The sequence below is a fragment of the Bdellovibrio sp. BCCA genome (assembly GCF_037996825.1).
In the GTDB taxonomy this organism is placed as follows: domain Bacteria; phylum Bdellovibrionota; class Bdellovibrionia; order Bdellovibrionales; family Bdellovibrionaceae; genus Bdellovibrio.
In genome coordinates this window covers 1,335,664-1,360,562 of the sequence record NZ_JBBNAC010000001.1, presented here as the reverse complement: position 1 = coordinate 1,360,562, position 24,899 = coordinate 1,335,664, and the positions used below count along the sequence as shown (strand labels likewise).

Sequence of the window (24,899 nt, the reverse complement as noted above, 5' to 3'; positions counted from 1 at the left end):
GCTAGAAGTTCGGCAGTAAGAGGGAACTTCCCAAAAGTACGCGTACTTAGCTGGTAATGAGTTTGAGAATCTTCCGGAAAGTGTCGAGAGGTTCTACAGAAGAAAATTTTTTTGAAAATGAATGATTCTGCAACTCTCTATGATTTCCAACACTTAGCGTGCCTCACAATGAGACCACTTAAAAATAAAAAAACAAAATCAGGCAGTTATCGCAAATTTCAGTTTCTCGCTGAATTGAACGAAACTGATTTCATCGCAAAGCATGGTGGGGCTCAGGAGGGCATAACCGTATGATTAATCAAGTCGCACGCAAAGCAATAGTAATGGCTTCAGCTGTGGCACTGTTTGCAGGATGCAACAAGAGTTCAAGCTCTTATTCTCTCCTCAACGACGCCAATGATTACAAACAACAAGCTGTGATCATTCCAAAGAAGATTGATATCTTGTGGGTGATCGATAACTCCGGCTCCATGGAAACTTCGCAAAATAACTTGGCTTCCAACTTCCAGGCATTCATCAATCGCTTCAATCAATACAACTATGACTTCCACATGGCAGTAACAACTTCTGATGCTTGGGAAAAACAATTTCACTCAGACAGTCTTAAAGCCCGCATCAGGGATGGCGCGGTTCTTCAATCGAGTCCAAAAATTGAAACTCACTCCGGTGTGTTTGTTATGGATAAGAACACTCCAAACATGAGCAGCGTGTTCAACACAAATATCAAGCAAGGAACGCTTGGTAACGGTGACGAGCGCGTGTTTGAAAGTTTCAAACAAACTTTGCTTGATCCCTGGAACTCAGCGTTCCGCCGCGATGACGCTTTCTTGGCGGTTATCATCGTGAGCGACGAGGAAGACTTCTCTGGTTCATCTGAATCAGCGTTCGAGGATGCTTCTAAGAACTACACAGTACAAAGCTACGTGGACTTCTTGGATACTTTCACCAACGCCAGTGTGAATGGTAAAAACTATTCTGTTAACACGATCTCTGTGCCAGATACAGCTTGTAAGAATCAACTTTCTACAGATGGTTTCGCACGTAAGATCTCCACTCGCCTTCCTCAGCTTGCCGATTTAACTGGCGGTGTGAAAGGTTCATTGTGCTCTAACTTTGGTGACACATTAACGTTGATCTCTGACTCTATTATCCAACTTTCAGCAGTGTTTAAACTCAGCCGCGAACCTCAAGAAGATACAATCAGCGTTGTGGTCGACGGTGCAGTTATCAACAAGGATGCAACTAACGGCTGGACTTACAACGCTACGGACTTGACGATCACCTTCCACGGAAGTGCCGTGCCTGGTGCCGACGCCAAAATTCAAATCGACTACTATCCGAAGTCGATTAAACTCTAAAAGGATTTAGTATGGGTGGGGTACAAACAGCTACAAATACGACTCAGTGGTATATCCTTCGTGGGGAAATGAAATATGGTCCCTACGAATATAGATCCCTGATTACAATGATCCAAACTGGGGAGCTCTTTGATTACAACTATGTGTGGGCTTCTCACTTGGACAATTGGACTCTTGTAGGCGACCTGCAAGATTTTTCAAAAGACCGTTTGTGCCGTTTGATCGAAACAAAAGATCATCTTTCCGGCGCTTTCAAAGACCGTAAATTTCCTCGCGTGGATCTTGTGACTCCTATTTATGCTCACAATGAACATAACTTCTTTGACGGACAAACTTTAAGTGTGAGTGAAAATGGAGCGTTGGTTCTGCTTAACGATCCATTGCTACAACTCGGACAACAAGTATTAATTCATTTTAGAACATCTGAGGCAAATCCTCAGAGCTTCAACGTGCTTTGTGAAATTGTTCGTAAGAACTTCTCAAAGCAAAGACTCAACGTAAAATCAGGTTTGCATTACGCAGTTCGTTTCCTCCAAGTGCAAGACCAAGGCAAGACTCAGTTAACAAAATGGACACGCGGTGGCGTTTCCAAGGAGGAAACAAATGGCATTCTTAAAGTTCATGAATGATTCTGGCTTCGTAGGCTGGTGTATTCTATTGGTGGGAATTGGCGCCCTGGTTCTCGTGGCAGAACGCGCGCGCGCACTTTATAAAGACTACGGCATGAATGTCGAAGAGTTCATGGGTAAGATTCAAAATCTTATTCTCGCTAAGAAAATGGACGAGGCTTTACTTCTTTGTGCACAGCTTGAGAAAAAACCTTTGGCGAGCGCATTCAAAACAATCATCGAGAAAGCAGATCGTGACGATGATACGATCTTCCAAGCTCATGACATTGCTTTGAGTGAGAATATGCCGCTTTATACAAAACGCCTGCACTATCTATCAATGCTTGCCAACGTCGCAACGTTGATGGGTCTTCTTGGTACGATCCACGGTCTTATCCTTTCGTTCCAAGCGGTTGCAACTGCGGACCCTGCACAAAAACAAACATTGCTCGCACACGGTATCTCCGTTTCGATGTATACGACAGCTTTGGGTCTTGCCGTAGCGATTCCTGCGATGGTGTTCTTCTCTTTCTTGACTGCCCGTCAAAACCAATTGCTTGAGCAATTGACAGAGAAGTGCGGAAAATTAGCAGAGCTTTTGACTAGCGCTCATATCCCTAACCTCACTCGCCAAAACGTGTTCCCTGATCACGTAACGGCTCCGACAGCGACTCCTCCGTCTCCTGGTTCAAAAGCTTCCTAAGGGAAGCTTTTGGGTGAGCGGTGGAACCTTATCAAGGATGGGATAATTTATGAGACGCATGAAAAAGATCAAAATTAATCATCACAGTGAGTTCGAGTTGGACTTGGCTCCCCTCCTTGCCGTGATGGTAAAACTTGTTCCGGTTCTTCTGCTTTCATCTGCCTTCGTACAAATGATGGTGATTGAAACAGAACTTCCGCAAGTTGTCAGTGAAGCGATTCAACGTCAAGAACAACAACCAACTCCGACAAACGTGGCAATTGAGGTCGATGCAAAAGAAGGCATTAACATCGTTGTGACTGAAAAAGGTAAAGACCAGGTAGAAAATATTCCTCTTAAGAATGGCGCCTTTGACTACCCGACTTTGCATCAAAAATTGGTCGCAGTTAAAAAAGCGCACCCAGAGATTTTCAAAATTGAACTCAACCCTGATGGCAAAGTTCCTTACAACGAAGTCGTCAAAGTCATGGATGAAGCTCGTCAGTCTCGCGACAACACTATCAAGTTCCCTGTGTTCGATACCAAACAAGGTAAGAACGTAGAAACGAACTATATGTTTCCAGAGATCGTCTTCGCCAATATGATGGAGGGCTAAGATATGTCACGTCGTCGTAGATTTGAACCAAAAGTAAATCACAACTCGACTTTCACTTTGAATATTACATCCATGACGGACATGTTCGTCCTCTTGCTGGTGTTCTTGCTGCAATCTTACTCAACGTCTGAAGTGCAAATCAATCCAGTGAATGGATTGCGTCTGCCTAGCTCTGCATCCCTTGTGAATCCAACAGAGGCTGTGAAGATTTCACTTTCACAAGATGAGTTGAAGATTGATGAAACCAAGATCGCTGACGTGAAGAATGCTGATTTTCTTCCGCAAGATCTTGAAGATAAAGACACAAACTTTATTAAACCGCTTTTTCAAGAGTTAGATAAGCTTGCGAAATCTTCTTCTGATAAAGCACACATCAAGGAAGGCCGCATCCTTCTTCAAGCCGATAAGGAACTTCCTTACGCGACTTTGAGAAAGGTGATGTACACGGCTTCGATGGCAGGTTTCCCTCAGTTGAAACTTGTGACCATGGTTGGAGAATAAGTTTATGATGCGCACAGTGGTTTTGCTTCTTGCATTTCATCTGTTCTCACTTTATTGCTTCGCTGCCGAAAAAAATGCGAAAGGCCTCTTGCCTGAAGTCCGTTTGAATAGCAGCGAAGACGAAAACGAGAAAAAAGCTTTCAGCAGCGAGATTATGATCACTCGCTCTGAAAACAAGGCTATCGAATCACTGCAAGCCATCATCAAAAAGAAAAAAGGTTCTAAAGAAGAAGCGGATCTTTGGTATCGTTTGGCCGAAATGTACATGCGCCGTTCAAAATCCGGCCGTTTCTTTGATTTACATCAAGATACACCACTCTTAAAACTTTCTCCGTTCCCAGTTCCTAATGAAAAAGGTTCTGAGGCGGTTAAACGCGCTATTAAAATCTATACAAAAATTGAGATCGACTTCCCCAACTTCAAACAAATGGATGCAGTGTTATTTAATAACGCTTTTGCAAACCAACAAGTCGCTCAATACAAGCAATCAGAAGCTCTTTATCAAAAGCTTTTGACTCGCTTCCCTAAGTCTCCGCTGATTGCTGACGGTACGTTGGCGGTCGGTGAATTGCTTTATGACCAAGGTAAATTCAGAGAAGCCTTGGAGCATTTTCTTAAAGTAGAGAAATTCCCAAACAGCCGTGTTTTTTCCTACGGCATGTATAAGGCCGCTTGGGCTTATTACAACCTTCGTGATAGTGACAATGGAATCAAAAAATTAGTTGAAGTCGTAAAAACAAATCCACCATTGCAAGATGGTGAAGTACCAACAAACCGCCACAATCTTCGTCGCGAAGCTTTGCGCGACTTGACGGTTTTCATTGGCGACTCCTACCCTTCGAATAAACTTTTCTCTTTCTTTGAAGACATCACTACTGAAGACGAGTTGGGCCAAGCCATGATTGATTTGGCAAAGCTTTACGACTCTCACAGCCGTCAAAAAGAAATGAATGTGTTCTTGGAAGAATATATCGACAAGCGCTCTTCAGGTCCTGACGTCGTGAAGTCGCATTTATTGTTGGTTGAAGCCAACGAGACTTTGAAAAAACGCGATAAAGTGATCGACCATTTACAAAGCGCCAGCGATCTTTGCAAAAGAGATTCGACTTGGAGAAGTTTGCAAAAAGCTGAAGACGCAAAGGTATCGTGTGAAGAAGAGTTCCGCCACACAAGCCTTGATATGGCTAAAAAATGGTGGGAGATCTGGCTCAAGAACAAACAAAACGTAGCGTTCTCTGATTTGACGCAGAAATTATTTAAATTGATTCTTGAGAACGAAGATCCTACAAAACCAGATCTTAAGACTCGTTATGCTTACGCTGAACTTCTTTTCCAATTGGAAAAATTCGACGAAGCCAGCACGCAATACAAAATGGTTGGCGACAAAGCGACAGAAGAACCTCTTCGTCATGACGCGAACTACGCCGCTCTTTACTCAAAAGAGAAAAGTCTAGAAAAAGGCAAAGATCCTTTAAAAGAAGCTGAACGTAAGGAACTTGCTGCCAATTATTTGGCGAAGCACCCTACGGGAAAATACTCTACATTGGTTAGATTCAAAGTGGGCCATATCGCTTATGAAGAATCGAACTATGTGGAAGCCGAAAAACTCTTAAGACCGTTGGCTCAGCTTAAAGGCGCTGACAATGCTGACATTAAGAAAAAATCAGAAGACTTGATCTTGGATATGCTCAATATCCGTAAAGACTATGCCGGTATTAAAGATTTCTCTAAGCAAGTCATGAATTCGACAACGGATGATTCCCGCAAGAAGAACATGAACAAAATCTTGGAAGAAGCTCATTTCACTGAGATCCAGGAATTTGCTAAAGGCGGAGATAAAGACCAAGCTTCTCAAAAGTTGATTGCTTTCGCTAAAGAACACGAGAACTCAAAACTTTCTCAAGATGCTTTGTGGCAAGCGCTGAGCCTTCTTTATGCTGAAGGTAAGATCTATGATGCTGCTGAGCTTTCAATGAAGTTTGTGCAAAAATATCCCGAAGACAAACGTAACTTGGATGCTTTGAAGGATGCAGCAAAAGCTTATGCGGACGTCGGTCAGATTTCAAAATCGGCTGAGACTTTATTAAAAGTCGCAGACTTAGATAAGAAAAACCGCAATGCTCACCTAGAACTTGCAGCTGACATCTATCTTCTTGAAAAGAAAAACAAAGAAGCACGTGCAGCTTACATGGGCATGCTCAATGGTGCTGACAACAAAACATTGTCACGCATCTATGGCAAACTGATGGATTCTTATAAAAACGAACCGCGCTCTGCTGAACTTGAAAAATTGCAAAACCAGGTTTTAGCAAAAGGAATTGAGCCTTATACAACGCAAATCATGATTGATCGCGCAAAAGCTCTTCTGGATTCTGGTAAGTCGACAGCGGCCTTTGACTTGGCGATGAAAGCCAACGGTCGTGACGTGGCTCCTGAGATCCGTGCCGAAGCTCGTTTGATCCAAGCCCGTATTCTTGAAAAAGAGTTGGCGCAACAAAGTGTGAAAGCCCGCGAAGAAAAATTTGCGATGGTGCTTTCATTGAAAACAGAAAAACTTGATAAGGCTCACACGGCTTACTTCACAACTTTGAAAATGAGCAAAGACCCTTATCAACAATTGGAAGCGATGCGTGGTATTGACCGTTGTTACGGTAACTTTATCGAGAGCTTGCAAACAATGCCTCTTCCCGCTTCATTAACTCCGGCGGATCAAGAAGCCTTGCGTGCTGAGATCGCGAAATTGACAGCGCCAATTCAAGAAAAGAAAAACGAGAATGAAGCAAAACTCAAAGTCCTTGCCGCTTCCAAAGGTCAAGCCGCAAGCACAGAGCGCGTTTTCGCCAACATTCGCGTCGATCAAACAGTGCCGCCTCTTGTGCAGTATCCGGCTCCAGAAAAGATGACGGCATTCTTGCCATCCTCTGGAGACATGACAATTGGAAAGGTGTCTCGTTTTGAGACTCGCTCTCCGAAGGCGTGCAATAAATCCGCTATCATGACGGGTCAATTGCAATCCGTGAACACTTACGAAGTTGCAGGAAATTGTTATTATTCTAAACAGTACGAGATGGTCGAAAAACTAGGTCTTGAACTTGCGAAGAACAAAGACACTCGCGCTTTGGGACTTTTCTACGCAAGTCTTGGTTCTGAAGGAAAAGGTTATAACGACAAGGCCTTGTGGATGATTGAGGCGGCTTTAAAAGCACAACCAGAAGCTTCTCCTTACGTGTATCAAAAAGCCCGTCTCACTTACAAAGAAGATGGTTTGAATTCCGCGATGCCATTTTTCGAAAAAGTTTTAGACATGCAAATGCCATCGACAGAAATGCAAACTTTCGCTGGTGTGAAGGCATTCTCAGAGGGAGATTTTACGAAGGCAATCGAAAAATTTTCTTCTCTGTCAAAAGAACAGTTGTATACTTTGAGTGTGGGAACCTTGATGAGTGAGTCGTATGCTCAGAAGGGTGAAGTCGACAAAGCATTAAGTTTGATCAAAGATTTACTTAATGTTCGCAAAGAAAATGCCGATTTCCTTCTACAACAAGCACACTTGTTTGAGACCTACAAAGAGAGCCCAACGTTAGCGTTGGATTCTTATGAAAAAGCGTTTAAAGCCAGTCAGCAATTGGAAGTGCGCGATTGGTTAGGTAAGAAAATACAGTATTTGAAAACTCAAAACAAAGTCGGTCAGCACGTAATCTCGGGAGACTTGTAGTATGGAGGGTACAAGTGAAATCTTTCATCACAGCGATGATCGCTTTCATTCTCTTGGGAACAGCGACGACTGCCTTTGCCAAACAAAGAACAGTCCGTAAAGTCCAGGAAGTAAATTTTGGTGAGATGAACCTCAAGGGAACGATTCGTAACCCTGATGGCGCCTATCTTGTGCAAAAAAGAGGTATCAAGTTTATGCCTCTTTACGATGTGCAAAAAGATATGGATGGCCGCATTCGCGAATCTGCTCTCTATTTGAATAACTAATTAGTTAGAGGTGTCACATGCTCACGTTGATTGTACGTCAGTCTCTAAAAAACGGGACTGCAAAAACCTGGAAACTTCGTTCCAATAATGCCACACACACTTTCGGTTCATCCCGATTGGCTGATGTGATTTCAATTGCTCCGCAAACCAAGGGCATTCAAGGTCTCTTTGAATTCCGCGATGGCCGCTGGTGGTATGTGAATATGGATCTGGCGACAAGCGCGCAAGGCTCTACCTCCCCTGCTCTTTGCCTGGATGAGGAAAAGAGCATTGAACTTGCGGACTGCGTGTTGAAATTCACGCCTGTTACAAAAGAAACGGATCTTTACTTGCGCTTGGATAAAGCCGGTAAAGAACAACGTGAGTCCGGTAAAAAGTTTCAGCTCTTTATGGTGAGACAATCCGGCAGAGTTGTTGAAACAAAAGTTTTACCTTTGAATAAAAAATTTAAACCTGCTGTGTCTGTAACTCCGGTTACGATTGCCTGCACTCCTTCTGAGGAATGGCAAAAACAAACAGTGGGAGATCTTGAAATCAGTCAAAGAACGGTGTCTTTGGAAAACGCGGCAAAACTGGGCCACCTTTCCGCAGACCAGTTGGTTGACGATGAGTCCAAGCGCGGCGTTTACATCGTGTTGGGTGCAGCCCTGTTCCTAGTGTCTTTGGGAATCTTCACTCCTAAAGAGCAAAGCATTGAGACTGTTGCGACTCCACCAAAAGTGGCGCAAAAAATTATCGTAAAAACAGAGCTCAAACAAAAACGTAAAAAAGTGGAAGCTGCTCCTAAGCAAGAGGTTGTTGTGAAAGAGACAACTCCTCCAGCAGGCGGCCCCAAAGTTGAGATGCCTACAAGCGGCAGCCAAAGCAAGGTTTCTAAAATGATGAAATCCCTTGCAGGTGGTCGTATTTCTCAACTCATCGGTAAAGTTTCAGCGCAAGCGGCAAAAAGCGGAAACGTTGTTTTTGCTAATGGCGTGAAAGCCGGCTCCGGTCCTTCAGGTCGTGCTCTTGCCGCTGTCGGTGGCATGGAAAGATCTGGTCGTGATTGGGGTGCGGAAGGTAACGGTACGGGAGTTGTGATTTCTACTGCCGGTAAAGGTGGTGGTAAGAGTGCTTCTGGTATGGGCGGCCTTGTTGCCGGTGGTACTGGCGGAGCGGGTGTTGGTTTGATTGAAGAAGAAGGCGAAATCACTGGCGGCTTGGACCGTGAAGTGATCGCTCAATATATCAAATCAAAACTGGGACAAATTCTTTATTGCTATGAAAGACAACTCAGCGCCAATCCTGATCTGTTCGGGAAAGTCGCTGTGAAATTCACCATTGGTCCATCGGGCCAAGTCGAACAACAGCTTATTGGTGATACAACACTTAAGAACGCAACCGTTGAGGGATGTATATTGAATAGGGTTGCCGCATGGAAGTTTCCGAATCCACAAGGGGGAACTCGAGTGCTCGTAACGTATCCATTCTTATTCAAGAGTACAAACTAAGGCGGGGGTAATATCATGTTGAAGAAGACAATCTTAATGTTCATCTTGGCTGCATCTCAAGCATTTGCACAACAAGGAACAGAAAACAAGCCGGCAGCAGAGCAAAGAGGCAGTGATAAGTTAGACATCAAAAAATTGGAACAAAAATATTGGGCAGCCAAAGACGATGATTTCAGTGTCGTGCAAAATCGTCGTTACACAAAAGCAGAGCGTTTTTATTTAACAGCTTCTGCGGGTATCCCATTTAACGACCCTTACAGCACAGGAAGTATCGTGAGCGGAAGCTTGGGTTATTTCTTTAATGAGCGTTGGGGCTTGGAAGCCACTTATAACTCTGCAAATTTGAAAGACAACGATGCGGTAAAACAATTCGTTGATTCTTACGGAGCGATTCCAGACCACAATATTTTAAAATCATCTTACTTCCTCTCTGGAATCTGGGTTCCTTTCTATGCAAAAATGAGCGTGGTCGATAAGGCCATCATCTACTTTGATATGGGTCTTTCTGTGGGCGCGGGAAATCTTGATTACGAGATCGCGCAAAAAGAAGGAAATCTTTCAAAGAGCTCTTTTGCGTATAAGCTTGGAATTTTCCAGCAAATTTTCTTCTCTGAGAACTTTGCGATCAGAGCGGATTTAATTAACACATGGTCGACTCAAGATAAAATGAAGTATTACGCTCCCGGTACAAACGTGGGTGGCACAACGGTTTCAGGAACTCGTGATTTGGGCTCTGAGTCCATCAACGATACTTCATTGATGATTGGTCTTACTTACTGGCACTAATTTTCTCCATGGGTGGGGGATTTATGTACAAGCCGTTACAAATTTTAATTACAATTCCCCTTCTCTGCGGAACAGCTTTGGCTGATCCCGCATTGAAGGTCACAAAATCAGGCCGTGCTCCTGCATCAAGCCTGAAAGTAAAAACGAGCCTGGTCCCTACTTTTGATGTCTATCAAAAGAAAGTTGTAAAAGGGAAAGTGGAAGTTTTCAAAGTTAAAAACATTCCTGTCTTAGACCTGGGTGAAGAACGCCAGGTTGAAGCCGCAGACATGAGTCCTCTTCGCCTCCCCGCTTCTCGTGAAGTGGTGGTGAAAGAAACTCGCCGTCGCGAATCGCCTCCGGTTTTGCAATTCCAAGTGGCACCTTACAATGTCACTGTGGAAGGTTCAAAAACTTTGACGAGTGCAGAGGCTTTCAAAAAAATTCCTGACGTCAAAATCCTAAATCCAGTGATGGACCCTACGACCAAAGATCCATTGGTTCAATTGGTTAAAATGGATGACATGAAACCTAACGACTACAAACTTTTGCAGGCGTTGATTTTCTTGGAAATCCAAAAGAACTATGAATTGGCCATGGGACTTTTTGCAGAGTTGATGGATGATCCTGAACACCGTATTGAGTCTTTGTATCACTACGCAATGACAGCAAAGGGCATGGGTCTTAATTCTGAATTCCGTCAGTATATGATCCAAGTGGCTCAAGAAGCAAAAAACAAAGACTGGCAACAAAAGGCCACAGAAGCTTTGGTTCAGCACATCACTGTGCTTGAGACTTCAGACATTGCTTTGATTGATCCTTTGGTTATGAAGTACGAAATGGATGTTACTAAGAACGACGACTATCAATTGACTCGTGCTAAATACTATTCGGAAAAAGGCCAATTGGGTTTGATGGAAGACGCTTTGATCTTTATTTCAGAGACGTCCCCTCGTTACCCAGACGCTTTGCTTTTGACGGCTTTGTTTAACTACCGTCAAGGTAAAGTGGACGACGCTGTGATTCAGTTAGAAAAACTGATGAAAGTAACTGAAAACAACAAGACATCGCAATTGCGTTCTGTCGGTGCTTTGACGCTCGCTCGTATGCAATTCCAAAAGAGCGAATACAAAGAAGCTTTCCAATCTTATTTGAAGGTGGATAAGTCCAACCCTCTTTGGTTGCAAGCGATGGTCGAAAGCGCTTGGACGCAAATCTTGGGTGAAGACTATGAGGGTGCTGCGGGAAATATGTTCTCACTTCACACAGACTTCTTTAAGAACGCCTTTGCTCCAGAGTCTTACGTTGTTCGTACCGTCGGTTACTTAAACCTTTGCCAATACGGTGACGGTGTTCAAGTTCTTAATGAGATGAACAAGAAGTACGCTCCTTGGAAGAAAAAATTGGAAGACTACCAAAAGTCGAACAAAACGTCTTTGAACTATTATGATACGGTGAAAAACTGGATTAAGAACTCGGACCTTAAAGAGGTTGACGGTCTTCCCCGTTCTTTCATCGTGGAACTTGCCCGCCACCCTGCTTACATGAGCGTGCAAAAACAGATCAATAACTACGAAGACGAGGTTGTTCGCTTCAACAAAATCGCTCTGACTCTTGTGAAAAAAGAGCGCGAGTTGATTGCAAAACAAAATGAAGCCAACAAACAATTGGTCGATGCGAAAAAAGGTATTAAAGGTGATAGCCCTTCTGAGTCTGCGATTGCCAGCGTGCAACTGGCTGAGAAAAAGCTTTTAAGCTATCGCATCCAATACCATATCGCGAAGAAAGCCCGCACTTCGATCAAAAACTTGAGAGAAAAAGGCTTAGCGCGTATCGAGAAAGAAAAAACCGTACTTCGTGCACAAGCTTCTCAAGCTCTGCAAGGTCGCTTCACTGAAATGCTTGCGAGCTTGAACAAAGTTCTCGATCAGAATGAAGTTCTTCAGTACGAACTTTACTCTGGTGCCGGCGAGCACATCCGCTACCAAATGGCTGGTGGAGAAGTGAATGAAAAAGACCGCCCTGAATTGAAAGTTCAAAAAGAGAAAAGCTTGAACTGGAAATTCAAAGGCGAAATCTGGGAAGACGAAGTAGGTCACTACCGCTCTTCTTTGAAAAACGTGTGCCCACAAGATTCAAATGTGGCTGGTTTGTCTGAACAATAAGGAAAGGATTTTCAAGATGAAATTCGCAAAAGCAATGACGACTTTGACTATCGGTGTTTTGATGAGCCTGCAAACGACAGCTTGGGCACAGAATTCTGCAAAAGAAGGTCTGGAGCGCATCAAAGCCAACGTCAATAACTCTAAAACAAACTTGCAAGAGTATGAAAAGAACTTAAAAACTGTTGAAGGCAATATCGCTGAAGTCGGTAAAGCCAAGTCTCAGGTTGAGGGACAACAAAAACAAGTTCTGCAACAAGTTGAAGAAAACAACCAGGCCATGGGTCGTATCGGTGGTCAGGAAAAAGAGATTCAACAGCTGATCAACGACGAGAAAAACAAAATGACTCAAGAGAATCAGAAGATTCAAGAGCTTGAGGCTATGATCGCGAAGATCAAAGACAACCAGAAGAAGCGTGAGATGAATATCAATGATTATCAATTGCAGCTCACTCAGCTTCAGGAAGAAAAGAAGATCTGGAGTTCTCGCGCGGGCACTTTGAAAGAGCAAAACGATCAGGTGAACCAAAAGCTTCGTTCATTAGCGAGCGAAGAGAACGAGTGGAAAGCCAAACAAAAAGGCTATCAGGGTGAAGTGAAACGCTGGAGCAAAGAAGTCGAAAGACAGCAAAAGATCAGCGACAGTTACAATTCTTTGGCTGAAGTTAAATAAGATATACAACTAAAAGCCTGAATTAAAAGGGAGCATAAACTGCTCCCTTTTTTTGGTCTAAAGTTCCTATTCATTGCTCACATTCAAAAAAATAGACTTATCCCCGGTGGAGAAACACCGAAAAAATCCTCTCAGTAAAAAATCTAGCTTTCTAAAATTACAGAGGATTATGTGCAACAGTCTTCCATCAGTTCTTGGTTCCGCGGAATCAAAGGCAAATTACTTTTTGCCGCAACGTTGAGCAGTTATTTGGAATAACTCTCATAACAATATTACTCCTAACATTCAGGCCTTAGGAGAAATGCGCCAATCACGAAATAACTTTGGCTATCAGATTGTGTCTGCCATGATGAGCCCTGAAAAACGAGAAGAACATTTAAAAATCGCTCGCGAAGCCATCACTGAATTCCAAAAGGCTATGGATACATATGAGTCCACCCCTTTTACTCCGAGATGGAAAAAACTTACGCGCCAGCAAAAGCTATAAAAAAGGAGTATATCGAACTTCTTAATAAGTCCGTCGATATGGTGGCTACCCCGAGCCTAATCAAAGACTCGGTATCACAAATTGAGCACGGAAGTGAAATTGCAGATAAGAGTGGCGCTGTTCTTAGCAATATCGTGAACTCTGTTAAAAAGGTTTCTGATTTGAATAACGAAATCGCTGCAGCCAGCTCGGAACAAACAACAGGATTCAGCAAATCAGCAAGGCGATGAATCAGTTGGATCAAGCGGCGCAGTCTAATGCGGCCTCAGCTGAAGAAATTGCGGCGACAAGTGGCGAGATCAACAATCTTGCAGCTGCGACACAAAACATGACTATCGAACTGAACAATGTTGTTCTAGGAGGTCATACAATGACAAGCACCCAGACAACGACAACCAGGACTACAACGAAGAAAAATGAGGTTGTGAAACTTGCGGCAAAAAACAATGTCATTAAAATGAAAGCCCCTGCCCCCGTTGCAGTCAAAACGGAAGCAAAAGAAGTAATTCCATTTGATGAAGATGCTCGCGCTAAAGTCGGAACGACCGACGGATTCTAAAGCTAAAGCAATCAAAATTTATTTACAGAAACCCCTCGACTTTCGAGGGGTTTCTTCGTTTTAAATTAGACTAATATCACATTCACAAAACTAGACTCAGCCCATTCGGTTAGTATTCCGAATAAAATTCGGTCAAAGTTGTTAAGAATTATTAAAAATAACTGGAGTCGAAAATGGAAAAACATGGAATTTCGAGTTGGTTTCGCGGAATCAAAGGGCGTTTGTTGTTCGCTGCATTTTTACCGATGATCGGTTTTGCAGTTCTCGGAACGGTCGCCTATTCAGGGGTCGGAAAAGTTCTTCACCTTTTAAGTGCGGCCAATGAGCAAGTCATCCCGACCTTCGATGTCGTCGGAGAAATGCGCCAAGCCCGCAATAAATATCTATATGAAGTTTGGGCAGCTATGCAGTACGCGGATAACAAAACGGAACTTGCAGCTCACCTAAAAGGCGCTCGCGAAGGTTTCGAAGAATTTAAAAAAGCCCAAGAAACTTACGATCCGGTTCCACGCACTCCAGAAGAAGACAAAGTTTATCAAGAAGTAAAACCAACATTTGCCGAGTTCTATGGAGAGATGGAACAAGTTCTTCGTCATGTTGAAACCGGAGAGCCCGCAAAGATTGAAGCAGCCAAAGTTCTTCTCAATGGCCGTATGAATGAGCTTGCCGCAGGAATCCGCAAGTGGAATGGCGCTGTGAAAGACATCTATGCACAAATGGCTAAGGACGGTGTTGTTCAAGCTGCGGAAACAGAAAAATTTGTGAAGAACATGGTCATCATGGTCACGCTATTCAGTGGTATTGCGATTTTCGGGGTTCTTCTTTGGATCGCCGCTCGCATCTCAAGCTCTGTAGGCTCTATCGCAGATCGTTTGACGACAGCGGGAGGCCAAGTGGCAAGCTCGGTAGAACAATTAAACGAAGCCGGTAACAGCCTTTCTCAATCTTCAACCGAAGCCGCGGCTTCCCTTGAAGAAACCGTGGCCGCTCTGGAAGAAATGACTTCGATGGTTCAGATGAACTCAGATAACGCGAAACAAGCAGCAGCATTGTCGTCATCTTCTCGTGATTCGGCGGAACAAGGTGAAAAAGAAATTCAAAGTCTTATTAAGTCGATGACAGAGATTTCTCAATCTTCGAAAAAAATTGAAGAGATCATTCACGTGATTGACGATATCGCTTTCCAAACAAACTTGTTAGCCCTGAACGCTGCGGTGGAAGCCGCTCGTGCGGGTGAACAAGGAAAAGGTTTCGCGGTTGTTGCTGAAGCGGTTCGTGCCTTGGCACAACGAAGTGCCTCTTCAGCAAAAGACATTTCAAGTCTTATCAAAGAATCCGTGTCGCAAATTGAAGAAGGAAGCAGAATCGCTGACGAAAGCGGTACAGTTCTTACGAACATTGTGAATTCAATCAAAAAAGTTTCAGATTTGAATAACGAAATCGCCGCAGCAAGTGCAGAGCAAACAACGGGCATCCAACAAATCGGTAAAGCCATGAATCAGTTGGATCAAGCTTCTCAATCTAACGCTGCTTCGGCAGAAGAAATCGCAGCTACAAGCGGCGAGATCAGCAATCTTGCTGTAACAGCACAAAATCTTACAGTGGAATTGAACTCGGTCATCTTGGGTACAGATAAAACGACTCACTCCCCGTCTGTTTCCGAAAAAACAGAGTCGAAAAAGACATCGGTGAAGAAATCCAATGTTGTGAAGTTTCAAGCAAAAGCGAAAACTCCAACGCCAGCTCCAAGCAAAGCTTCTGAAGTCATTCCTTTTGACGACGACGGCCGCGCTAAAGTCGGAACAACGGACGGATTTTAGTAAACTCCTCGCAGCGAAGTAGAGCTGCGAGACCAAAATAAACAACCACTGCACCAAGAATGGTGATGAAGAGGGCGAGCGTTTGCAGCCCTCTTCCTATTTCTTGCGAAATGAAATCGTAGATTTTTAATGTGAGCGCAAGGCCGGCACCTGCGATAACAAATTTACCTAGAGATTTTAAAAGACTTCCCCACGCAAAAGATAAATTCCAAAATCGAAGACCTACTAAAAGAATTGCCGTATTTAAAAATGCCGAAAGAAGACCCGAGAACATCAAACCTATCAAACCATAAGACTGCATAAAATACGGCGCCAAAGTCACGTGCACAGCCAGGCATACGACAGAAACCACCGCGGGAAACCACGTGTTCTTAATCGAATAATAAAGCGGCATTAAAACGCGACTGCAGGAAATTAAAACCAAACTCACGGCATAAACTTTTAATACAGACGACGTCGCGACGGCATCGGCAGAAGTAAATCTTCCGCGCAAAAATAAAACTTCAATGATAGGCTCTGCTAAAAAGAACAAACCTAGAGCGGCCGGCCACGCCAAGAACAAATTCATCAAAAAACTTTCTTGCGAAGTCTCACGGAATTTCTCTTGGTCTTTTGCCGCAGCTAAAGCACTTAATGTCGGCAACAATGCCGAACCAATACTCACTGAAATCAAAGATAGCGGAAGTTCCAACAAACGATCGGCCCAGTAAATATAGGAAATTGAACCTTCGGGAAGATAGCTTGCGAAATACAAATTCACCAGCGTTGAAAATTGCAAAAGGCCCATTCCTATAAGACCAGGAAGCATATTGCGCAGAACTTGTTTGATATCATCGTTCCAAATTTTAAATTGAAGGCGCGGAAGATAGTCGCGACTCTTAAGTGCGACCCATAAAAGAAGTGCCTGCAAGAATCCACCGACAAACACACCCCATGCAAGCCCGTCTCCCCTCACAGGAAACCACTCAGGCGGCATGAAGGTAAACACTAACATCGAAATATTCAGTAACGCCGGAGCCGCCGCCGGAAGACCAAAACTCCCCAGCGCATTCAAGATCCCCATAAAGTAGGCGTACGAACAGACAAAGAACACGAAACCAAACATGATGCGACCCATGCGCACTGTGAGGTCCCATTTCTCAGGCAAGGAACCATACGAATCCGAAAGTAAAAGTCGGAAGATGTCTTCGGTAAAGATCACTCCTAAAAGTGTCAGAACTCCCAACACAATTAAAAGAAGCGTATAAAGACTGTTGGCTAAGTTTTTGGCGCGAACCCCGTGCGAGTCTTCGGCCTGGGCTTCCATAAAAACGGGAATAAAGCTCACAGAAAGGGAGCCTTCGCCTAAAAGTCGGCGGAAGAGATTGGGAATACGAAAGGCCGCCGTCCATGCGTCAGTGACCGTGCGATCGAATAAGGCACCCAAAGCCACGTCCCTTAATAAGCCCAAGATGCGGCTAGTTAAGGTCCCTGAAGCCATCAAAAAAGCCCTTTTAAAGACCTTTTTGCGATCTTCCTTTAATCCGCTTGCTTCCCGAGACACCCTATGTTAATCCCTTTGTTTCTGTTTAAATAAGATTACTGTGGAGGTTATCCCTTGGCAAATCATAAGTCTGCAGCAAAAAGAGCTCGTCAGTCTATCCGTAAAACTGCTGTTAACAACGCTCGCAAAAGCACTGTTAAAACTGTAGAAAAAAGCTTGGTAAAAGCTATTCAAGCTAAAGATGTTAAAGCTCTTCCTGAGTTGTTGAAGAAGTTCACTGCTCAAGTAATGAAAGCTGCTAAAACTGGCGTTATTAAGAAAGAAACGGCTTCTCGTAAAATCAGCCGCCTTTCTACACGCGTTTCTGCAACTAAGTAATCGCGTCTGTTCTTGCTGATACGAAAGATCGGATTTGTCTTTTGATAGCGAATTCGATCTCGTTAAAGCTCAAGCCGTGGGTGACTCTTTGGTCACCCTCTTTTTTTTGCGTGGAGCGAACGACACCGCGTAAGAAAACGAAGTCCCCACCGGGAACTTGAAAGCTGACAACAAGCTCGTGGCCTTCACTCAGGACATACTCTGAGAGAATCGACATGCCACCCTCGCCCACTTCTCCGGAATCACACACAAAATAAGATCCATCACAAAGGACACCTACTTTGCGTTTCATCGCGCGACGTGGATACTGACGGCGGAAATAACCTTTATCTTCAAATGGCTTGTTCATCAGGATTCTTATCGGAATCTTGAAGGGAAAACTAAATTGTCGGGCTGAGATGCTGGACTATAGTCTTAGCTTAACGAGTAAGACGAGTTCGAGCCGCATGTCTTAAGAACCATGTTCTCAAGCCAGATGTGACTTGAAAGCGGAGACGACTTCAAAGCCTTATCCGTCTCAGAGAGCACCACCAATGTTTGCTCTAGCTTCTTCATCGTCCAAAGTCGGGATTGATCCAAGTAGCTTTCTAAGAAGTATGGCGGCACTTGCGCATAGTGAGCAAGCTTAGCTCCATGAAGGCCTTCTTCGGCTCCTCTTTTTAGAGTCAAAAGAATGCGCACATGGCGGGCCACCAAAGAGATAATACCAATCTCGTTTTGTCCCTGATCGAGCAAATGAACCAAATGCTCCAAAGCTTTGACGCGATCATTTTCACCAATGGCTTTTGTAAAATCAAAAACGTTTTCTTCTTTAGAGCGCGACACTGCTTGCGCGACATCGGCCATTTCAATGCGACGATTGCCGCCGACGAAATCACCAAGTTTTTTTAATTCGGATTCGATTTCCGTCAGATGATGACCCACAAGTTTGTGAAGCAATTGAATCGCATCATTGCTGATCGTTAGCCCCAAAGATTGCGCGATGTAATTGATCCAAGAAGGAATTTGATTTTCGTAAGGCTTTTTAAATTCGACACAGTCGGCTTTATCGAGCAACAAACGAATTTGTTTTTTTCTTTTATCTACACGCGAAGCCAAGATCACGAAAACAGAACTGTCGACAGGTGTTTCAATTAAAGTTTCAAGCTCTGCCCATTCTTTATCTGTCAGTTCTTGCGCTTCTTTTAAAATAATCAGACGACGAGCCGCCATCATCGGCAAAGTTTCAACAGCATCGCGTACGACATTCACATCAGCGTCGCTTGCATAGAAAAGACTGTAGTTGAAATCAACCGCGCCCTCTGTGAGAACGGCGTATTTAAAACGTTCTACAGATTGGTTCAGGAGATAAGGCTCTTCCCCGAAAAGGAAGTACAAGGGCGCAAGCTGACCTTTTTCAAGATCTTTATAAAATTTTTGCGCATCAATGAGTGCCATCTAGTTGCTAAACCCTATTAGAAATTTTCAGTAATACGATCATGCGCTTCCGTCATAATGTCGTTAGCCATGACGTCAATGTTCTGCCTTCGCGCAGAAAGATTGTAAAGAGGATTTACGGAGTTCACGCCCGCGAGCGTCACCTGAGGTGCTACATAAGTACGCTCTCCGCTGAACGATCCACTCCAAAGTTCCGTTCCGTCCGCCTGTCTTACAACTTTGACAGTCACTGTAAGAAGGATGCGATATTCTGACGCAATGACGGTGCCTTTAGGAAGATACAACTCCCCTTCTTTTCGTGGCGAACTTGGTAAGTACTGAATCGTATCGATTTGTCCCACCACAGCCACTTCAGATAAAGAATTGTCCACAACACGAGCAATGCGCGAACGTTGGAACTCTTGAATTAAAGCATTTGTGAAAGCGACTTCGATCCCCGTTTCTTGAGTTTTATTTTTAAAAACCGGGACCGAGATCTGGCGATAACCACCAGGAATGCTGCGAGTCGCAGCCCCCAAACGGTATGCGCAACCTGTGAGCAAACCAGAGAGAGAAACTGCCAGAATGAGAAGACCTTTAAAGATTGCGTCCACGACCCCAGTTGAGTATAAAATTAGGGAGAAGTCATCTCAAAAATGGCGACTATCAAGGAAGAAAAATGACATCTCTCACTGACGAATACAGTTTATTGGCGCCGGGCCCCGTGAACCTCCATCCTGAGGTGCGCAAAGCTTTGGCACTTCCTATGATTCACCATCGCACTCCGGAATTCGATAAAATTCTCAAAAGAGTTTTGACCGGAATTAAAACCGTTTTTCAAACGAGCGAAGAAGTTTATCTTTTGACGGCAACAGGTTCCGGCGGGATGGAAGCACTTCTGGTGAACATTCTTTCTCCGGGAGAGAAAGTCATTGCCATTGTTTCAGGCAAATTCGGTGAGCGTTGGGCCGAGATGGCAAAAACTTTTGGCGCCAATATTCTAACAATCGATGTTCCCTGGGGCGAGGCTGTCAAAGTTTCTGATGTTGAAGAGCTGTTGAAAAAAAATCCCGACACTCGCGCGGTTCTTTGCCAGGCTTGCGAAACCAGCACGGCTGTATCTCATCCGATTAAGGACATTGCGGCTGTTGTTAAAAATTATTCTGAGACTTTATTTTTAGTCGACGCTATCACCGCTTTAGGTGCTTACGAAATTCCGATGGATGCTTGGGGTATTGACGGAATTGTCGCAGGTTCGCAAAAAGCTTTTATGCTTCCAACGGGAATGGCCTTTGTCGCCTACTCTCAAAAAGCCTGGAAGTTTGTCGATCAAGCGAAGTGTCCAAGATTTTATTTTGATCTTCGTAAAGAGAAAAAAGCCAATGGCGCAGGAGAAACTTTTTATTCTTCCAATGTCGCGATCATTCGCGCTTTGGATGTGGTTTTAAATCTGATCAATGCCCAAGGTTTGAATAAACTTTTCGACGATATTCATCGTCGCGCGGAGTTTACTCGTCAGTTCGGACAAAAACTGGGTTTCACGCTTTATGCGAAATCTCCGAGTGATTCTGTGACTGCTTTGGTTGTTCCTCCGCAAATGGATGGACAGAAAATTCGTTTGCACTTGGAGCAAGTTCATAACATCACAATCATGGGCGGACAAGATCAGGCCAAGGGAAAGATCATTCGCATCGGCCATATGGGCTACATCCAAGATCATGAGCAAGTGCGTTTGATTGAATGTTTAGGTCATACTTTGCGCCACTTTGATCCGGACTTTATGTCGCTAGAACACGTTTCCAACATCGCGCAAGAGGCTAAGAATTATTTGGAGCAAAATCCATGAAGAAGAAAATCTTAATCACGGATCGCTTTGCGCAAGATAGTTTCTTGTACTTGCAACAGCATAGTCATTTTGAAGTGGTGCGTGCAGATCATCCTCACCATCTGCCTTTAGAACATTTGGTTAGTGCTAATGCGCTGATCATTCGCAGTCGCACACGCATTGATGAAGAACTTTTAAAAAAGGCCCGTCAGTTGCAATTGATTATTACCTGCACAAGTGGGTTTGATCATATTGATCTGGAGGCGACTCAAAAATGGGGTGTCACTGTGATGCACACTCCATCTGCGAACGTTGAATCTGCCGCGCAACTCACTTGGGGATTGGTTCTTAATTGTGTGAACAACATTCAACAGGCGCACAAAATGGTGAAAGCCGGAGAATGGAAACGCGATTTAATTACGGGCATTGAGCTTGCGGGTCGCAATTATGGAATTATCGGCTTAGGTCGCATCGGAACTCGCGTCGCTGAAATTGCGCAGGCTTTCGGTATGAACATCGTGGCTTATGATCCTTACCAGGAAGATTCTGTATTTGAACGTCTGAAAATTCCTCGTTTAAGTTATGAGGAAGTTTTGAAAACGGCGGATATCGTGAGCTTCCATGTCCCCAAAACTTTAGAAACTGAGCATATGCTCAACCGCTCCCAGTTTGAATACATTCATCGCGGCATTATTTTGATCAATACGTCGCGCGGGTCGGTGATCAACGAAAATGATCTCTGCGAGGCCATCGAAAACGGCTGGCTGCGGTCCGTCGGTTTGGACGTATTTGAGAAAGAACCTCTGCAAAGAAATTCCAAACTTTTGACTTATCCAAATGTTGTTTTGACTCCCCATATTGGAGCAAATACGGAAGATGCGTTTTTTAAAGCGTCCCAGGTTGCAGCTAATAAGCTTATGGCGTTCTTTGTGGACGGCTCGACCTCTGACACCCTCCCCCCAAGAGCCCCTTGGTATGGAGCGGCTCCATTTAAAGGCGAATAAAACTTGCCTCGGCTCCTCTCTTAAGAGACATTTTCTAGGGTCTTTTTTGAGGGGATTTTTCCATGGCAGGTATTGTTGTTGTCGGAGCCCAATGGGGCGATGAAGGTAAAGGTAAACTCATTGACGTGTTCGCTGAAAAAGCCGACATGGTTGTTCGCTACCAAGGCGGAGCCAATGCGGGCCACACTCTGGTGGTGAACGGTCAAAAAACAATTCTTCACTTGGTTCCAAGTGGTATCTTAAGACCTGAAACAACATGCGTGATTGCTCCGGGAGTCGTTGTTGATCTTTTCGCAATTCGCGATGAAATCAAAAAATTAAAAGACTCAGGCCTTTTGCAAAATCCAAAACAATTGATGATCGCTGACACGGCGACAATCATTCTTCCTTATCACAAAGCTTTGGATGCCGCTCGTGAAGCAGCTCTGGACGACAGCAAAATCGGAACAACCGGAAAAGGTATCGGTCCTGCTTACGAAGACCGCGCTTCTCGCAGAGCGGTTTTGTTCGGCGATATCTTTGATCGTGAATCTTTGAAAGCCAAAATTGAACTCGCTTTGCGCGAGAAAAACTTCATGCTTGAGAACTACTACAAAACAAAAGGTTTCAAGCTTGAAGATATCATGGCGGATCTTGAAAAAGTGGCGGAGGAGTTGGCTCCGTACCGCACAAAAGATGCTTCATTATTTATTTCTAAAAACTTGAAGGCCGGTAAGAGAGTTCTTTTTGAAGGCGCTCAAGGAACAATGTTAGATATCATGCACGGAACTTATCCGTTCGTGACAAGCTCTTCAACATTGTCTGCTAATGCGTGTGCAAGTGCCGGTATTGGTCCGATGAATATTCAAAAAGTCATCGGTGTCTTCAAAGCTTACGCAACTCGCGTGGGTGGCGGTCCGTTCCCGACTGAGTTGACAGATGAAGTAGGACAAAAAATCCAAGCTGACGGTCATGAGTTTGGCTCTACAACAGGACGTGCGCGTCGTTGCGGTTGGTTGGACCTTGTGGCTTTGAAGTATGCGATCCGTGTGAACGGCATTACGAACCTTGCGATGATGAAGTTGGACGTGTTGACGGGTCATGATCGTATTGGCGTGTGCACTGCTTACAAAATCAACGGCGAGATCGTGACTGAGCTTCCGACGTCTCCTTATGAGCTTGCGAAAGTGGAGCCAGTGATCGAGTGGATTCCTGGTTGGAAAGAAGATTTGACGAAAGTGAAAACGCTTTCTGATTTGCCAAGACCGACAACGAATTACATTGATTACTTGGGTTCTCAATTGGGAACTCCGATTGATGTGATCTCTGTAGGTCCTGGTCGTGAGCAGACTTTGTGGGTGAAGCCTTTGTTTAACAACTAAGGTTTTCGAGAATATATTTTTTAATAAAGAAGTCGAGCGGAATGATGCTCGGCTTCTTTTTTAATGGAACTTCTCGCCTTTCGCCATCATTTCCAAAATTAACTTCATCCTCTTTTGACGAGTTTCAGGCGTCTTGGCCGTTTGAAGTCGATAAGCTATCGAGAAGAGATTTGTTTTGTTCAGCGAATTAAAAAATGCTTCCGCTTTTTTATTCTTCTTCAGAGCCTTAAGAAAATCCTCCGGAATGGTCGCTTTGCTTGGAGAATCATAAGCCGCCTTCCAGCGTCCATCCTTCTTGGCAGCTTCGATTTCAGCAAGTCCCGCCTTCTTCATTTTTCCAGCACGCATAAGTCGCTCAGCATGCTCCGTGTTCTTTTTTGACCAAATACTTCGAGGACGTCTGGGCGTGAATCTCTGCAGCCAAGAATTTTCGTCATAAGCTTTTTTCTGTCCATCGATCCAGCCATAGCAAAGAGCAACGTCGAGCGCTTCAGCATAAGTCGGAGATTTTTCGGTGGAACTCTTTTTCTGCAACTGAAGCCACACTCCGCTTGAGCGAGTATGGTTCAACCTCAGCCACGATTGCCACTGCTTCGCCGAAGCGAAAGAAAGAACATCTTTTTGATTAGATTTTTTCTTGGCTCGAACATTAGTCATAGTATTCAATATAGCTAATTGAAATATTTGTGCAAATAAGTTGGTGCCTCAGCAAATAGAAAGAAAAACACTACTTCGGCGGAGCCGAAGTGAATCAGAACGTTTCAAAATCAGGTGAAGCGTAAGAGAAACAGGATCAGTGAGAAAAGTTGGCGTTCCCAAGGGGATTTGAACCCCTGTATCCTCCGTGAAAGGGAGGTGTCCTAGGCCCCTAGACGATGGGAACGTGTAGAGAAAACAACGAACAAAAAATGGTGGCTCGCGATGGATTCGAACCATCGACCCCTTCATTAAAAGTGAAGTGCTCTACCAGCTGAGCTAGCGAACCACTGTCCGTTTAGGAAGTGCTAATTTGTAGTAAGCGGGGGACAAAGTCAATACGATTTCTTGCAGTTTTTTAAAAAATTTAAAGTTTTTTTGCTGCATTTCTGGGGCTTTGCTTAAGCCATGGGCAACACTTCCGAAAAAGACTTAACTATGCTTAAAGATTGGTCAAAAACGGATTCAAACACAAGCCTTCTCTGCCCTCTTATTTATGATATGTTGCCATGCAACCCTCACAAGGAAACAAAATGGGACTTAATCTCTCTAATCTTGGAAGCGCTCACACACTGATTAGTTTGATCGCGATCGCTAGCGGACTTTTCGATCTTTTCCGCTATGGGAAAATCACTCCGCAATCATCCACCGGGAAACTTTATTATCTCACGACAATCATCACATGCTTCACTTCATTTGGTCTTTCCAAATTAGGAGGCTTCAACCCGGGTCACGCCGTTGCGATCCTTGTGCTTGCATGCCTTTCTGTCGGTTGGATTTTAGAGGCAAAACAAATAAAGTTCGGCAAAGAGATTCAAACGCTCGCACTCTCTTTCAGTTTCTTTCTTTCGCTGGTTCCCGCAACACTGGAAGTTCTAACTCGCTTGCCTGTGGGTGCGCCTTGGGCTGCGGGACCGCAAGATCCTTTGGTCGCCGGATTTATTTCTTTCTGGTTTGTGCTTTTTCTTGTTGGTTCGTTTTTACAGCTTAGGACGCTTAGAACTCTAACGAATTAAGAGACGCACTTAGTTGCG

Annotated in this window: 22 protein-coding genes, 2 tRNA genes and 1 pseudogene; 18 read left to right on the top strand and 7 right to left on the bottom strand. The window is 44.2% G+C overall.

Features of this window, described 5'->3' with window-relative positions:
* Window positions 1-290: 290 nt before the first annotated feature.
* The 13 genes and pseudogenes from AAAA78_RS06715 (at window position 291) to AAAA78_RS06650 (ending at window position 15,702) form a co-directional block, all read left to right on the top strand.
* Window positions 291-1,358: a hypothetical protein gene (locus AAAA78_RS06715; RefSeq protein ID WP_340591013.1), complete on the top strand. Its 1,068-nt coding sequence runs from the start codon at window positions 291-293 to the stop codon at window positions 1,356-1,358.
* A gap of 11 nt (window positions 1,359-1,369) precedes the next feature.
* A complete protein-coding gene (locus AAAA78_RS06710) occupies window positions 1,370-1,987 on the top strand; it encodes a PilZ domain-containing protein (RefSeq protein ID WP_340591012.1) in 618 nt (205 codons plus the stop codon).
* Window positions 1,962-2,669, top strand: a complete 708-nt coding sequence (locus AAAA78_RS06705; RefSeq protein ID WP_295906188.1) for a MotA/TolQ/ExbB proton channel family protein — start codon at window positions 1,962-1,964, stop codon at window positions 2,667-2,669. Before AAAA78_RS06710 ends, AAAA78_RS06705 begins: the two co-directional genes overlap by 26 nt.
* 49 nt (window positions 2,670-2,718) lie before the next feature.
* On the top strand, window positions 2,719-3,264 hold the full coding sequence (locus tag AAAA78_RS06700; protein WP_340591011.1) for an ExbD/TolR family protein: 546 nt from the start codon (window positions 2,719-2,721) through the stop codon (window positions 3,262-3,264).
* 3 nt (window positions 3,265-3,267) lie between these two features.
* Window positions 3,268-3,765: an ExbD/TolR family protein gene (locus AAAA78_RS06695; RefSeq protein WP_340591010.1), complete on the top strand. Its 498-nt coding sequence runs from the start codon at window positions 3,268-3,270 to the stop codon at window positions 3,763-3,765.
* Between the two features lie 4 nt (window positions 3,766-3,769).
* Entirely contained in the window at window positions 3,770-7,480 is a 3,711-nt protein-coding gene (locus tag AAAA78_RS06690) for a tetratricopeptide repeat protein (protein ID WP_340591009.1), read from the top strand.
* Window positions 7,481-7,494: 14 nt separating this feature from the next.
* Window positions 7,495-7,746: a hypothetical protein gene (locus tag AAAA78_RS06685; RefSeq protein WP_295905808.1), complete on the top strand. Its 252-nt coding sequence runs from the start codon at window positions 7,495-7,497 to the stop codon at window positions 7,744-7,746.
* Between the two features lie 17 nt (window positions 7,747-7,763).
* Complete coding sequence (locus AAAA78_RS06680; RefSeq protein WP_340591008.1) at window positions 7,764-9,236, top strand: AgmX/PglI C-terminal domain-containing protein; 1,473 nt, start codon at window positions 7,764-7,766, stop codon at window positions 9,234-9,236.
* A gap of 15 nt (window positions 9,237-9,251) precedes the next feature.
* The gene (locus AAAA78_RS06675; protein WP_340591007.1) at window positions 9,252-10,022 is read left to right on the top strand and encodes an outer membrane beta-barrel domain-containing protein; all 771 of its coding nucleotides are present in this window, start codon (window positions 9,252-9,254) and stop codon (window positions 10,020-10,022) included.
* A 23-nt stretch (window positions 10,023-10,045) separates the two neighbouring features.
* Window positions 10,046-12,166: a tetratricopeptide repeat protein gene (locus AAAA78_RS06670; protein ID WP_340591006.1), complete on the top strand. Its 2,121-nt coding sequence runs from the start codon at window positions 10,046-10,048 to the stop codon at window positions 12,164-12,166.
* A 16-nt stretch (window positions 12,167-12,182) separates the two neighbouring features.
* Window positions 12,183-12,836 (top strand): hypothetical protein, encoded by a 654-nt coding sequence (locus AAAA78_RS06665; RefSeq protein WP_340591005.1) that lies wholly within the window; start codon window positions 12,183-12,185, stop codon window positions 12,834-12,836.
* A 453-nt stretch (window positions 12,837-13,289) separates the two neighbouring features.
* Window positions 13,290-13,882, top strand: a pseudogene (locus AAAA78_RS19685) (methyl-accepting chemotaxis protein).
* 173 nt (window positions 13,883-14,055) lie between these two features.
* Window positions 14,056-15,702 (top strand): methyl-accepting chemotaxis protein, encoded by a 1,647-nt coding sequence (locus AAAA78_RS06650; protein WP_340591002.1) that lies wholly within the window; start codon window positions 14,056-14,058, stop codon window positions 15,700-15,702.
* Here the strand turns inward: AAAA78_RS06650 and murJ are convergent.
* Entirely contained in the window at window positions 15,674-17,182 is a 1,509-nt protein-coding gene (gene murJ, locus AAAA78_RS06645) for a murein biosynthesis integral membrane protein MurJ (protein WP_340591001.1), read from the bottom strand. The two genes, AAAA78_RS06650 and murJ, sit on opposite strands and share 29 nt — an antisense overlap.
* A gap of 117 nt (window positions 17,183-17,299) precedes the next feature.
* Here murJ and rpsT point away from each other — a divergent pair, with 117 nt between their 5' ends.
* Window positions 17,300-17,563 (top strand): 30S ribosomal protein S20, encoded by a 264-nt coding sequence (gene rpsT, locus AAAA78_RS06640; protein WP_295904469.1) that lies wholly within the window; start codon window positions 17,300-17,302, stop codon window positions 17,561-17,563.
* Here the strand turns inward: rpsT and AAAA78_RS06635 are convergent.
* The 3 genes from AAAA78_RS06635 to AAAA78_RS06625 all read right to left on the bottom strand — a co-directional run bounded on the left by AAAA78_RS06635 (window position 17,556) and on the right by AAAA78_RS06625 (window position 19,593).
* Window positions 17,556-17,912, bottom strand: coding sequence for a PilZ domain-containing protein (locus AAAA78_RS06635; protein WP_340591000.1), 357 nt, complete (start codon window positions 17,910-17,912; stop codon window positions 17,556-17,558). The two genes, rpsT and AAAA78_RS06635, sit on opposite strands and share 8 nt — an antisense overlap.
* Before the next feature lie 65 nt (window positions 17,913-17,977).
* Entirely contained in the window at window positions 17,978-19,000 is a 1,023-nt protein-coding gene (holA, locus tag AAAA78_RS06630; RefSeq protein WP_340590999.1) for a DNA polymerase III subunit delta, read from the bottom strand.
* Window positions 19,001-19,017: 17 nt separating this feature from the next.
* On the bottom strand, window positions 19,018-19,593 hold the full coding sequence (locus tag AAAA78_RS06625; RefSeq protein ID WP_295904464.1) for an LptE family protein: 576 nt from the start codon (window positions 19,591-19,593) through the stop codon (window positions 19,018-19,020).
* Between the two features lie 65 nt (window positions 19,594-19,658).
* Here AAAA78_RS06625 and AAAA78_RS06620 point away from each other — a divergent pair, with 65 nt between their 5' ends.
* The 3 genes from AAAA78_RS06620 (at window position 19,659) to AAAA78_RS06610 (ending at window position 23,169) form a co-directional block, all read left to right on the top strand.
* Window positions 19,659-20,825, top strand: a complete 1,167-nt coding sequence (locus AAAA78_RS06620; protein ID WP_340590998.1) for a pyridoxal-phosphate-dependent aminotransferase family protein — start codon at window positions 19,659-19,661, stop codon at window positions 20,823-20,825.
* A complete protein-coding gene (locus AAAA78_RS06615) occupies window positions 20,822-21,808 on the top strand; it encodes a D-2-hydroxyacid dehydrogenase (RefSeq protein ID WP_340590997.1) in 987 nt (328 codons plus the stop codon). Before AAAA78_RS06620 ends, AAAA78_RS06615 begins: the two co-directional genes overlap by 4 nt.
* Window positions 21,809-21,870: 62 nt before the next feature.
* Window positions 21,871-23,169, top strand: a complete 1,299-nt coding sequence (locus AAAA78_RS06610) for an adenylosuccinate synthase (RefSeq protein ID WP_340590996.1) — start codon at window positions 21,871-21,873, stop codon at window positions 23,167-23,169.
* Between the two features lie 60 nt (window positions 23,170-23,229).
* On the opposite strand, the gene AAAA78_RS06605 is transcribed toward AAAA78_RS06610, so the two are convergent.
* The 3 genes from AAAA78_RS06605 to AAAA78_RS06595 all read right to left on the bottom strand — a co-directional run bounded on the left by AAAA78_RS06605 (window position 23,230) and on the right by AAAA78_RS06595 (window position 24,154).
* On the bottom strand, window positions 23,230-23,826 hold the full coding sequence (locus AAAA78_RS06605; RefSeq protein ID WP_340590995.1) for a YdeI/OmpD-associated family protein: 597 nt from the start codon (window positions 23,824-23,826) through the stop codon (window positions 23,230-23,232).
* 150 nt (window positions 23,827-23,976) lie between these two features.
* Window positions 23,977-24,052 (bottom strand) — tRNA-Glu (locus AAAA78_RS06600).
* Between the two features lie 26 nt (window positions 24,053-24,078).
* A tRNA-Lys gene (locus tag AAAA78_RS06595) sits at window positions 24,079-24,154 on the bottom strand.
* Between the two features lie 244 nt (window positions 24,155-24,398).
* Between AAAA78_RS06595 and AAAA78_RS06590 the strand changes: the two genes are divergently transcribed.
* Window positions 24,399-24,881, top strand: coding sequence for a hypothetical protein (locus tag AAAA78_RS06590; RefSeq protein ID WP_340590994.1), 483 nt, complete (start codon window positions 24,399-24,401; stop codon window positions 24,879-24,881).
* The last annotated feature ends 18 nt before the right edge of the window (window positions 24,882-24,899 follow it).